The following is a 12,838-nucleotide window of genomic DNA, read 5'->3' as shown; positions in this document are numbered from 1 at the left end:
TCCGGCGTCAGCCCTCGGCGATCACCACGGCCGAGGCCACCCCCGCGTCATGGCTCAACGAGACATGCCACGACCGCACCCCCAGCTCGGCCGCGCGCGCCGCGACCGTCCCCGTCACCTTCAGCCGGGGCTGCCCGCTGTCCTCGACGTACACCTCGGCGTCCGTCCAGTGCAGGCCGGCCGGGGCGCCCAGCGCCTTGGCCAGCGCCTCCTTCGCGGCGAAGCGGGCGGCGAGCGAGGCGGGCCCACGGCGTTCGCCGCTCGGGAGCAGCAACTCGCTGTCCAGGAACAGGCGTTGGGCCATACCGGGCGTGCGTTCCAGGGACGCCGCGAACCGGGCGATCTCGGCCACGTCGATACCAACCCCGATGATGCTCATGGCGAGCACCCTATGACGGTGGCCCCTGGCGGCGGACACGCCAGAGGGGGTGGTGCGCGGCCGAGGCCGCGCAGCACCCCCTCCCCCCGCAGTGGTTCAGCTTCGGGTCAGCGTGTAGTCGCCGCCGACGTTGTCGAACGTGGTCACGATGCCGTACTCGGCGGTCCGCGTCGGCGTGAAGGTCACCGAGACCGGCTGCCCGCCGGAGTTGGACCCGACGGCGGACGCCACCGCGGAGACACGGGCCTGCACGAACGACGACGGATTGCCCGGATCGTCGCCCATGACGAACAGACTCGCCACCGAGATCGGGCTCTGCGGAGTCAGCGTGATCGTCACCGGCACACCCGCGGTCAGCGGAGTGTCCTGTACGGCGGCGACCTGCGCGTCGTTGAGGTGGAAGGTGGTGGACGACCCGGGCTGCAAGGTGTCGAAGCCCATCACGGACTCGATCGTGTAGGTGCCGGGTCCCCGGAACTGGTTCACCCGGGGGTAGTAGTCGCCCACCGGCCGCAGGTTGGAGTCGATCGCGACGAAGTCGACCGCCTGGTCGTTCAGGGAGCTGCCGCCGAGGAACGTCGTCTGCGCCCGGTCGTCGTAGAGCTGGAGGTCGAAGTCGGTCGGGTTCGACGGCCGCAGCGCGATGACGGACCACGAGTGGACCGCGGTGGTCAGGCCGAAGTTCTGCGGCGGTGTGGGCTGGGTGAACGTGGGGAGGAACTGGGGCTGGGCGTCGAGCAGGGGCTTGCGGTAGCCGTAGTCGATCGTGTTCTGGTAGAGCGACCCCAGCGAGGCGTCGGACACGTCGAAACCGTCCGTGCCACGACTGGTCCAGAACGACGCCAGCGTGTTGTCGACGTGATGCGCGAGCGTGGAGAAGGCGGCCCCGAAGCCCTCGCTGTGCTGGTCCCAGGTCTCGGAACCGCCGGAGTTGATGTCGATGAGGTCCCACAGCGCCCCGATGACCCGCTCCTCCGTCACGTCACCGTTGGCGACGCTGGCGAAGCCCCAGCTCGGGATCTCGAAGTTGGTCGAGGCGCCGTTGCGGAACTGATAGACCGGGGTGTGGTTCATGGCCAGTGAGAAGAAGGTCGCCCATCCCTCGATCCATGCGCATACGGCGGTGCTGGCCTGGCTGGGCGGATGCGGGACGGGGCACCCCGCGGTCGACGGGAACGCGTCGTTGTAGACGTCGTCCATCAGGGCGTGGCCGATCTCGTGCATGACCTCCATCGGGGCGTCCGGGGTCCCGGGGGACAGGAGCACCACGTTGCCCACCTGGTCGTAGTGATCCATGTCTTCGGGTCCGGTGTTCAACCAGTTGATCCGCAACTGACGGCAGGTGGTGTCCTTCGGGTCCCAGCAGCCGTTCGAGTGCGGGACCCCCAGCCAGGCGTCGTTGCCCACGTCGAACGCGTGGGCGGCGCGGTTGCCCGTCACGCCGTCGCCGGGCAGGAGGCCGCCGAAGTTCACCGTGCTGCCCGCCGCCGGGTTGGCGCGGACCGGCGTGCTCCAGTTGTAGATGTCGGTGCCGTTCTGCACCCGCCACGCGGCGTTCTCGGCCTTGATCGTGACGTACAACTGCGTGAACTGCGCGGCCCCGAAGCAGATGTCGAAGCGGCCCGCGGAGTCCGTGAGTCCGGCGATCAGCGCGCCGGTCAGCAGATCCCGCACCTGGACCTGGATGTTCATCCCGTTGTGCCGCACACCGGCCTGGTCCGTGTAGCCCCAGGTGCCGACCGCGTGCGTGTCACAGGCCAGCAGTGCCGGCGCGGCGCTCCGCCGCTCCGCCGGAAGTCCCGGGCTCGGCGCGCTGCTCGTCGCCTGCCAGGCCGGGCGCTTGGCCGCAACGGCCTTCGCCGCCACGGCAGTTGATTCCCCGTCGGGTCCCCCGTGGCCCGAGGCGGCCCAGCCGACCCCGGATCCCGCCAACGCGCACAGCACGGTCAGGACGACCGTGAGGACGGTTCTTCGCGCGGCCCGCATCAGTTGAACTGCCAGTACTGGCTGTACGCGGCGGTCGTACCGCAGGTGGACTGGACGATTCCGGCCTTGTCCGACTGGCTCGCGTTGGCGACGGCCATGCACTTGGCGCTGTGGCGGGCCACCAGTTGGACCCCGTTGACACCGGCCGGTGCGGCCCTCAGCAGCCACTGCTGGTTGGGGCTCCTGGTGCAGCCGTACTGGTTGACCACGGCGTTGTCGTCCTGGCTCGACTGCCGGACGTCCGCGCACTTGCCGCTGTTCAGATTGACGAGAAGGTAGTAGTTGCTGTCGACCAACTGCAGCGCCCACTGCTGATTCCGGCCGCCGTTGCAGGAGTACTGCTCCAGGCCGTGTCCGTCGTCCGTCGCGGATTCCGGTACATCCAGGCACCTGCCGCTGTTGTAGTTGGTCACCGTGTAGTAGGTCACCGCCTGCGGCTGGGCGACGGCGGCCGAGAGCCCGACCAGGCTCGCGCCGAGCGCCGTCGCGACGGCGACGACAACACGGCCGGCACGTCTGGGAGTTGCGTTGGTCATGCCCATTGGGTCATCCCCCGATGACGAGAACTGGGTGGTCCGGCGACAACGTTGCCGCCAGGGGACAGCGTGTCCGCGCCACGCTCGCGGGGGATGAGCAACCGTTACTCAACTACCCCGAGTGCCTGGGCGAGTTCGTGCCGGGTGGTGACGCCGAGCTTGGCGTAGGCGTGCTGGAGGTGGTTGTTGACCGTGCGCACCGACAGGGCCAGAGCGGTGGCGATGTCCTTGCTGGTGGTGCCGACGGCGGCGAGCAGGGCGATCTCGCGTTCGCGGACGGTGAGCGGGGCGGTGGCCCGGGCGGTGGTCAGCAGGGGGGTGCGGGCGCCCTCGCAGCGGGCCCGGGCGGTGGCGGCCCGCCGGTCGGCCGCGGCGGCGCGGCGGGGGCGGTCCGCCCGGCGCCAGGCGGCCGCGGCGGCGGCGGCCGCCTCGGCGGCGAGCAGCTCCGCACCCACGGCCTGGCACGCGTCGGCGGCCAGGAGGAGCAGCTCGGGGTCGTCGGCGACCAGCGCTCTCGCCAACTGGGCTCGGGCGGGGGCGAGTTCACCGTCACAGACCAGGGCGAGCGCGGTCAGCCGGCCGGTGACCTCCTTGGCTCCGCCGAGCCGGGCGACATCGGTCAACAGCAGTGCCTCACCGGTGACATGGCCGCTCGCGCGGGCGACGCCGGCCGCCTCGACGAGCACCGACCGGGCCCGCCCCACCTGCCCGCGCGCGGCCAACAGCCAAGCCTCGCCCAGGAGTTCCTCCCCGGCGGACAGCAGCCCGGGCTCCACCGGCGGCAGGGCGCGATGCTCGGCCAGCGTCGCCTCGGCCGCGTCCAGGTCTCCCAGTACGGCCGCGCAGGCGGCGAGGCCCGCGAGCACCAGACGCAGGGCCATGGCGTGGTCGATGGAGCGGGCCACGGTGGCGGCCTCGGCCCACCAGCGGCGGGCGGTGACGGGGTGGCCGGCCAGCCAGTGCGCGCGGCCGAGGAGGACGGCCAGCCAGATCCGCACGGGGGAACCGGCGGCGGTGAGTTCGGCGTAGGCGTGCTCGCCCTCCCGGCAGGCCTCGGCCGCCGGGAGACCGGCTTCGGTGAGGGCGAGGACGAGCGGGACGCGCTGGAACGCGGGATGGGAGGCGAGGGCACGTTCCTGGACCAGCCGGTGCCCGTCGTGGGCGCGCCGCGCCCAGGTCGTGGCCTCGGCGGTCCGGCCCACCAGGGCGAGCGCGGCGGGCTTCATCCAGGCCCCGCGCAGCCAGGCGTTGACGTCGGGGGCGTCGCCGACGTCGGTCTCCAGATCCGCCAGCAGGGCCAGGCCCTCGACCGGCCGGCCGCCGACGATCCGCAGGAAACCCTCGTTGATGGTGAGTTTGCGGCGGTCGGCCGGGCCGCTGATCCGCTCTCGGGCGGCGTCGTTGACCGCGAGCGCCTCGGCGACGGGGGCGTTGCTCCACAGCAGGTTCGTCGTGCGGACCAGGGCGACGGCGAGCCTGTCCTGCTCCTCCACGGCGAGGGCGTCGGCCCTTGCGAGCGTGGCCTCGGCCCGGTCCCAGCGGCCCAGCTCGAAGAGGGCCTCGCCGAGCCGCAGGTCGGTGGCGGTGGTCCGGTACTTCTCCGGCAGGGCGTCCAGGAGGGCGACGGTCTGGGGCAGGTCGTGGGCGTGCCGGGCCAGTACGGCGGCCCGGGCGAGGAGGGCCGGGTCGGCGGTGCCGGTGGCGGTCAGTTGCCAGCCGGCGATGTGCAGCGGATCGCCGCGGCGACGGGCACCTCGCGCCTGGACCCGGGCGGCCTGGTCGAGGAGCAGCTCACGGCGGCGCAGCACCGGCAGCCCGGCGCGCAGCACCTCGCCGTACAGGGGGTGGGCCAGCGACACGGTCGTACGGCGCCGGTCCTGGGCGATCCGGACCAGTCCCGCCCGCTCCAGGGCCGCCGTGACCTGCGGCGGGGCGAGGGCTTCGGCGTGGGCGAGGGGCAGCGGTTCGCACAGTGCCAGCAGCTCCAGGACGGGGCGTCCCGCGGCGTCGGCGCCGGCCAGCCGCGTGCTGATCATCTCGGTCAGCCGCGCGGTGCCGGGTAACCGGTCGTCGACCAGGTGCCAGATCTCCCCGTCCTCGGCGAGGTTCCCGGCGGCCAGCGCACCGAGGACGAGTTCACGCAGGTAGAGGACGTTGCCTCCGCTGGCGGCCGACAGCTCGTGCAGTGTTCTCCGGGCGACCGGTCTCCCCAGCGCGGCCTGCAACAGCGCCTCGACCTGCTCCGGACCCAGCACGGTCAGATCGACCCGGTACACCGCGTCCCCGCCGCGCAGCGCCGCGACGGCGTCCCCGTACGGCTCACCGGTGCGCACGGTGCCGATCAGCAGGAGGACGCCGGTGTCCATCAACTGCCGCAGCAGTACGGCCGAGGCGGCGTCCAGCAGATGCATGTCGTCGACGAACAGCACCCACTGCCGCCCCGGCCCGGAGGCCAACTCCCGTGCGACGGCGGCGAATCCGGCAACCGGGTCGGTCAGGTCGACCCCGACGGGCAGCAGATGGGCGATCGCCCCCAACGGCACCGCGCCCGCGGCGACACTCGCGGTGGCCCGCCCCACCCGGTACCCGGCGGCCGCGGCCCGCTCCAGACACTCCTCGGCCAACCGCGACTTGCCCACGCCCGCGGCCCCGCCCACCACGAACCCCCGGCACTCCCGGTCCGCCAGGGCCGCCGCGAAATACGCCAGTTCCGCTTCGCGCCCCACCAACGGCCAACGCCCCGCCCGGTCCCGCACCCCGGCTCCTCCGTCCTCCTCGCCCCGTCATATGCCTCTCGGCACCATCCCATCAGCTCGGGGCTCGTCGACGGGCTCGGTTTCGGGTCATCGTTTCGGGCCACCGCCGGGAGCAACTACCCCTGGAATGCGGCCAGTTCACCTCACACGTGGCGGAAGTCGCCCCGCCCCCGACGACGCGAAGGCTCCGGCCGGGGCGACCCTCGCCCTCCCGACCGGAGCCTTCGCGGTAGTTCCTCGACGGTGCGGAGAACTACTCCACCGTCACCGACTTCGCCAGATTCCGCGGCTGGTCCACCTCGTTGCCCCGAGCCGTCGCCAGCTCGCACGCGAACACCTGCAACGGCACCGTCGCGACCAGCGGTTGCAGCAGCGTGGGCGTGGCCGGGATCCGGATCAGATGGTCGGCGTACGGGACGACCGTCTCGTCGCCCTCCTCCGCGATCACGATCGTCATCGCGCCCCGCGCCCGGATCTCCTGGATGTTGGACACGATCTTGTCGTGGAGGACGGAACGGCCGCGCGCGGAGGGAACGACGACGACAACCGGCATGCCCTCCTCGATCAGGGCGATCGGCCCGTGCTTCAGCTCGCCCGCCGCGAAGCCCTCGGCGTGCATGTACGCCAACTCCTTGAGTTTCAGGGCGCCTTCGAGAGCGACCGGATAGCCGACGTGCCGGCCAAGGAACAGCACCGTGTTCTTGTCGGCCACCGACCGCGCCAACTCCCGTACCGGCTCCATGGTTTCCAGCACCCGCTCGACCTCGCCGGAGATCTGCGACAGGTCCCGGATGACGGCCTGGATCTCGTCGCCCCACTTGGTGCCCCGCACCTGACCGAGATACAGCGCGACCAGGTAGCACGCGACGAGTTGCGTCAGGAACGCCTTCGTCGATGCCACGGCGACCTCCGGCCCGGCGTGCGTGTACAGCACCGCGTCCGACTCACGGGGAATCGTCGACCCGTTGGTGTTGCAGATCGCCAGGACCTTCGAGCCCTGCTCGCGGGCGTGCCGCAGCGCCATCAGGGTGTCCATCGTCTCGCCGGACTGGGAGATGGCGATCACCAGCGACCGGCTGCCGAGGATCGGGTCCCGGTAGCGGAACTCGCTCGCCAGCTCCACCTCGCACGGGATACGGGTCCAGTGCTCGATGGCGTACTTGGCGATCAGGCCCGCGTGGAAGGCCGTACCGCAGGCGACGATGACGACCTTGTCGATCTCCCGCAGCTCGTGGACGGGGATGCGGACCTCGTCCAGCGTCAGCAGACCCTCCACGTCGATCCGCCCCAGCAGCGTGTCGGCGACGGCCTTCGGCTGCTCGGCGATCTCCTTGAGCATGAAGTAGTCGTAGCCGCCCTTCTCGGCGGCGGAGGCGTCCCAGTCGACGTGGTACGAGCGGACCTCGGCCGGAGCCCCGTCGAACCCGGTGACCGTCACCCCGTCCCGGCGCAGCTCGACCACCTGGTCCTGGCCCAGTTCGATCGCCGAGCGGGTGTGCGCGATGAACGCGGCGACGTCGGAGGCGAGGAAGGCCTCGCCCTCGCCGACCCCGACGACGAGCGGCGAGTTGCGGCGCGCGCCGACCACCACGTCCGGCTCGTCCGCGTGCACCGCGACCAGGGTGAACGCGCCCTCCAGCCGCCGGCACACCTGCCGCATCGCCTCCGCCAGGTCCGCGCACGCCGAGAACTCCTCGGCCAGCAGATGCGCGACCACCTCGGTGTCCGTGTCGGAGGCGAGGCCGTGCCCGCGCTCCGTCAACTCGGCCCGCAGACAGGCGAAGTTCTCGATGATGCCGTTGTGGACGACCGCCACGCGCCCCGCGTTGTCGAGGTGCGGGTGGGCGTTCGCGTCCGTCGGGCCGCCGTGCGTGGCCCAGCGCGTGTGCCCGATGCCCGTCGAGCCCGCCGGCAGCGGGTGTTCGACCAGTTCCTTCTCCAGATTGACGAGTTTCCCGGCCTTCTTGGCCGCCGCCAGCCCGCCGTCCGCGAGCACGGCGACGCCCGACGAGTCGTACCCCCGGTACTCCAGTCGCTTCAGTCCGGCCATCACCACATCGAGCGCCGACTGCGACCCCACGTATCCCACGATTCCGCACATGCGCCGCAGCCTAGGCGCCGAAGCCCGTCCGAACACGGCACTTCGTGCCCGATTTCGGAAATTCCGGCCATGGTCGAGAACCAGCCAACCCTGACCGCCGCACCCCCACGGGCCTCACAGGTCGACCACAAAAGATGCACAGGATTCCCCTTGGGGCGGCTGGGTTGCGTGGGGCGCGCCATGGACGTCCGCGATGGGCGACTTCGCGCCACCGTGCCCGGGCGCGGCGGAAAAGCCTTGCCCAATGCACTTACCGCCTGCTTACAGTGGCGCGCGTTTGACCGGCTCTTGACCAAGCCACAAGCGTTCAGTTCAAGCCAGCGACCGGGGGAACAGCGTCGCCGCGCCACGGGGGATCACGTCGCCATGCCGCACTGGCGCACGCGCGCGTCCACCGGAGCGGGCGCGCGCGTCGCACTCCCCCTGACAGGGGACCCACGCATGCGCCTCAGACTCGGCCGACCGCCGATACCGCCCGGACGACAGAGACCGCCGAAGTCGGCACGATTCGCCGCCGGCCCGGTCCTCACCCGGCTCCTCCCGCCCGTCCTCGCCACCGCGCTGCTCGCCGGCATAGCCGTCGGCTCGGGTCAGGTCCTCCCCGCCGGCGGGCAGGACGCCGTCCCCGCGAGTGACAGCTATCCCTGGTACGAGGACACCGCCGCCGAGCAACTGCGGCAGGACCAGTGCCTGATGACCGACGTCCTGCGGCTCGGCGGCACCTACATGGCCACGACCGCGCAGAACGCCCTGAACCAGCCGCAGGACGCGCTGCACACCCAGGCCGACCGGGCCCACTGGGAGCAGACGCCGCTGTCGACGGCGTACCAGAAGGACCGCGACTTCTCGGCCCGCGAACTCAACGAGATCAACGCGCTCCGCGACGCCTGGAAAGTGCCCGTCACCGGACTGAACACCCCGGCCGGCTTCACCGAGACCGGCTTCCACTGGCCGCCCGGCACCAACGGCGACGGCCTGGAGAGCTTCTACGGCCAGACCGGCCTGACCCAGTGGATCTCCGACCGGTTCTGGCAGAACGAGGACGACTTCTACGAGGACTCCACGCCCGCCGTCGACACGGCGACCCTCGCCGCCGTCGACACCCTGGGGAACCCGCGCTACACCGCCGACCCCGACCCGGGTCTGCCGACCAGCGAGTGGAACCGGGCCCGCGCCGAGCGGGACGCGTTCACCTGGATGCACGGGGGCCCGGGCCGGCACACGGACGCCGACGACGCCCGTATCTTCCTGGAGTCCGGCGGCTTCCCCCGTACCGCCCCGGACCCGGACAGCGCCGAGTACCGGATCGCCGTGGAGAATCTGAAGTCCAGGTTCGCCACCTGTGCGTGGCGTGATCCGCTCGACCCGAACGGCGTGCTGGGCGCGGCGAGTTCGGCCGCCGCCACCGAGTGGCAGCAGGAGATCGCCTCGCAGGCGACCCAGCGCAACCAGATCCTGGACGCGAACAAGACCGCCGTGGAGGCCCTCGCCACCGCGTCCAAGACGCTCGGCGATCTGCTGGGCCAGTCCTGGGCCGCCGACCGGCTCACCCGCTGGCAGGACTACTGGTCCGACGGCGGGATCGGCTGGGTCGGCAACGCGCCGACCGCCATCAAGGTGCACGCGGCCGCCGGCAAGTGTCTGGAGGTCCAGGACGCCGCCAAGACCGACGGCGCCGCGGTCCAACTGAACACGTGCTCCACCGCGGCCGCGCAGAAGTGGGAGATCTACGGCGACGACAAGGGCCTGCACCTGCGCAACGTCAACTCCCTGAAGTGCGTGGACGTCGCGGGCAACAACCCGGCCAACGGCACGAAGATCCGCCAGTGGACGTGCAACAGCTCGCCCGCGCAGACCTGGGAGTTCAACCTCCGGGCCACCTCGGCCCTGAAGAACACCGGCACCGGCAAGTGCGTCGACCTGGCCGCCTACACCGTGGGCCAGGACAGCCGGCTGTGGGACTGCACCAGCGGCGGCCCCCAGCAGTACGACGTCACGCCCTCCGGCCACACCGGGACCGTGCCGCCGGCGGCCCAGTTCACCAAGGCCGCCGCCGGCCTCGCCAAGGCCCGCGCGGCATCGGCGAGCAAGCTCGCCGACATCAAGGCCCAGCTCACCGCCGCGCAGAAGGCGGCCACCGCCTCGGACACCGCCGAGCAGGCCGCGTACACCGTCGCGGACACGAACGGCGCGCCCCGGGGCCGCGGACTGCTGGTCGGCCAGCAGAAGGCACAGGTCACCAAGGGCGCGGTCGCCGCGCTGGACGCGATGGTGAAGGCCGGCACGACCGCCGAGGCCGCCACCCGCGCCGCCGTCGCCGACAGCGCGACCATCACCCAGCGGGCGCTGGCACAGGCCGCGCAGGTGAAGGCCGAGTTCCGCAAGAAGGCCGCCGAGAAGGCCGAGTTGCAGGCCAAGGCCGCGGCCGACGCGGCGAAGGTCCACCGCGACAACGCCAAGAAGGACAAGGAGACCGCGGAGGCCAAGCTCACCGTGGCCCTGGGCGCCGAGAGCGACGCGAAGGCCGCCGCCGCCGACGCGCACGCCAAGCGGCTCGCGGCCGAGTCCGAGGAAGCCACCGCGAAGGCGGAGAAGGAGACCGCCGAGGCCAAGCAGGCGGAGGCGAACCAGCACAAGCAGACGGCCCAGGCCGAGGCGGTCAAGGCCAAGGACGCCAAGGACAAGGCCGAGACCGCCGAGCAGACCGCGCAGAGCAGGCGGGACGACGCGGTCGGCGCCCGCGACAACGCCAAGGACAAGCGGGACGACGCGTGGGAGGCCGAGCAGAAGGCCGACGCGGCCCGCGCCAAGGCCGACGCCAAGGGTGCCTACGCCGACTCCCTGGACGCCGGTGACGCGGCGGACGCGGCCCGAAGTGCCGCGAACGAGGCGGACACCCAGGCCGGCAAGGCCGAGACGGCCGCCACGAACGCCCGCGCCGCGGCGAACGCCGCCACCCAGGCCGCCGCCGAAGCGGACGCCGCCGCCACCCGGGCCGAGGCCGCCGCCAAGCGGGCCCGCGCCGACGCGGACGCGGCCCAGGCCGCCAAGCTGAAGGCCGACGCCGCCGTACGCACCGCCACGGCAGCGGTCGCCGACGCCGTCAAGGCCGCCGCGCACGCCGCCGAGGAGGCGAAGACCGCGGTCCAACTGGCCGACCAGGCCGAGGAGTTGGCCAAGACCGCACGGACCAACGCGAACGCCGCGCTCAAGGAGGCCGCCAACGCCCGTATCGCCGCGGCGAAGGCGGCGGGCTTCGCCCATGTCACCGCCCAGGCCGCGGTGGACGCGACGACGTCCGCCGAACAGGTCGCCGCCCCGGCCAACGACGCGATCCAGCTCGGCTCGCCCTACCTCACCACCGACTCGGCCGCGGCCCTGGTCGTCCTGAGCGGCCAGTCGTCCAAGACGATCGCCGAGCAGCAACAGGCCGTGGCCGCCGCCCACGCCCGCAACGCGTCCGAGGAGGCCGCCGCCGCCCAGGCCATCGCCGACCAGGCGACGGGCGACGCCAAGGCCGCCCTCCAGCACGCGGCCAACGCCGCCGGCTACGCCAAGGCCGCCCGCGGCTACGCCCAGGAGGCCCTCGGCTACGCGGCCGACGCGGCGGCAGCCGCCGCCAAGGCGGCCCAGTCCCTGACCCGCACGATCGAGTACGACCGCCAGGCCACCGAGGACGCGGCAGCGGCCGACGCGGCAGCCGGCCGCGCCGAGAACTACGCCACCTCAGCCCGCTCCGCAGCCGACCAGGCAGCCCTCGACGCCGCCGCGGCCCGCGCGGCGGCCACCGAGGCCGAAGCGGCGGCCAAGGACGCCCGAGCGGCGGCCGACCGGGCGGACGTTGCGGCGACCGAGGCGGAGCAGGCGGCCAAGGACGCGGACAAGTACGCGACGGAGGCGCAGGAGGCGGCCGACAGAACCGAACGCCAGGACAAGGCCGGCCAACTCGAAACAGGAACCGTCTTCGACGAGGTCGGCGGCTCCATCGGCAACATGTTCTACGTCGTCGACCATCTCGACAAGATCGGCGATCCGGAGACCGTCAGGAAGACGGACGGCTGCGACGGCTGGATCGACAAGCTCTTCTACAAGGGCGACTGCACGATCACCACGAAGATCCGCTTCAAGGCGGTCCTCGACCTGTACATGTGCACCGCGCAGGACCTGGACCTGGAGCAGTACCGCTGCCCCTCCGGCGCCACGGTCTACCTGGGCGAGTACCCGACCAAGGAACTCTCCACCGAGGTCACGCACACCATCACGATCGCCGAGTACCAGAGGAACATCGACCCGGTCGACATCCTCTTCGGCAGTTGGATCAGGTGCGTCCAGAAGATCGCCCCGGGCGGCGCCGGCGGAAGCCTGGGCGGCTGCGCGTGGGCGGCCGTGGATGTCGCGTCCCTGTTCGCGGGCAAGATCCTCAGGCCCATCGCGGACGCGGTCAGGGCGGTGGACGCGGCCGCGCGGACCGGCATCGGCTTCACCGAGGCCTACCAGGCTTTGCGCGCCCTGGGCCTCGCCGACGACGTCGTCCTGCAGATCGGGATCAAGGGACTCGACGAACTGGTCGAGGCCTGCGCCAGGGTCCGTACCTCGCTGACCACACGAGCGTCCGTGACCGCCGGCGGATGCCCCACGGGGTTGATCGGCTACAACAGCGACGAAATGAGCAGGCTCGCGTTCCAGTTCAGGACGGAGAGCGGATACTACGGGCCGGATCACAACATCGCCGTCGCGAAGGTACCGGGATGGAACGACCCCAAGACCGGCGACTACGTGATCGGCAACAGCGGCTTCACGGGGCACTCGGAGACAACGATCCTGGACAAGCTGAAAGCACGGAACATCGACCCCAAGACGATCGAAGCCCTCTACACCGAGCGGCAGCCCTGCAAGAACTGCGGCTCCGCTCTGGAGGACGCCCTCGCACCGGGCACACCGATCACCTGGTCGGTCCCCTACGACATTTCCTACTGGGAGGGAGCGCAGGAGCTGCTCGGCCACTACATCAATCAGGCCCGTGGGCGACGCCTGGCAAAGTCCGCGACAGCCGATCCGCAGGGCGAGGAACGATAGAGCC

At 71.8% G+C, this 12,838-nt stretch carries 6 protein-coding genes; 1 reads left to right on the top strand and 5 read right to left on the bottom strand.

Annotated features, from left to right (window positions below):
* Positions 1–7: 7 nt before the first annotated feature.
* From OG223_RS31830 to glmS, 5 genes are all read right to left on the bottom strand, one after another.
* Positions 8–379 (bottom strand): holo-ACP synthase, encoded by a 372-nt coding sequence (locus OG223_RS31830; protein WP_093628649.1) that lies wholly within the window; start codon positions 377–379, stop codon positions 8–10.
* A 96-nt stretch (positions 380–475) separates the two neighbouring features.
* Positions 476–2,365 carry a hypothetical protein gene (locus tag OG223_RS31825; RefSeq protein WP_329255965.1) on the bottom strand — a complete coding sequence of 630 codons (1,890 nt, stop codon included), beginning with the start codon at positions 2,363–2,365 and terminating at the stop codon, positions 476–478.
* Positions 2,365–2,901 carry an RICIN domain-containing protein gene (locus OG223_RS31820; protein ID WP_329255963.1) on the bottom strand — a complete coding sequence of 179 codons (537 nt, stop codon included), beginning with the start codon at positions 2,899–2,901 and terminating at the stop codon, positions 2,365–2,367. Before OG223_RS31820 ends, OG223_RS31825 begins: the two co-directional genes overlap by 1 nt.
* A 104-nt stretch (positions 2,902–3,005) precedes the next feature.
* On the bottom strand, positions 3,006–5,657 hold the full coding sequence (locus tag OG223_RS31815) for a LuxR C-terminal-related transcriptional regulator (RefSeq protein ID WP_329255961.1): 2,652 nt from the start codon (positions 5,655–5,657) through the stop codon (positions 3,006–3,008).
* A 253-nt stretch (positions 5,658–5,910) separates the two neighbouring features.
* Positions 5,911–7,758, bottom strand: a complete 1,848-nt coding sequence (gene glmS / locus OG223_RS31810) for a glutamine--fructose-6-phosphate transaminase (isomerizing) (RefSeq protein WP_329255959.1) — start codon at positions 7,756–7,758, stop codon at positions 5,911–5,913.
* A gap of 441 nt (positions 7,759–8,199) precedes the next feature.
* Between glmS and OG223_RS31805 the strand changes: the two genes are divergently transcribed.
* Positions 8,200–12,834, top strand: a complete 4,635-nt coding sequence (locus tag OG223_RS31805; protein WP_443073766.1) for an RICIN domain-containing protein — start codon at positions 8,200–8,202, stop codon at positions 12,832–12,834.
* The last annotated feature ends 4 nt before the right edge of the window (positions 12,835–12,838 follow it).

This window comes from Streptomyces sp. NBC_01478, from assembly GCF_036227225.1.
GTDB lineage: Bacteria > Actinomycetota > Actinomycetes > Streptomycetales > Streptomycetaceae > Streptomyces.
Note: the sequence above shows the minus strand (reverse complement) of the source record. Positions and strands in the feature narration are given on the sequence as shown.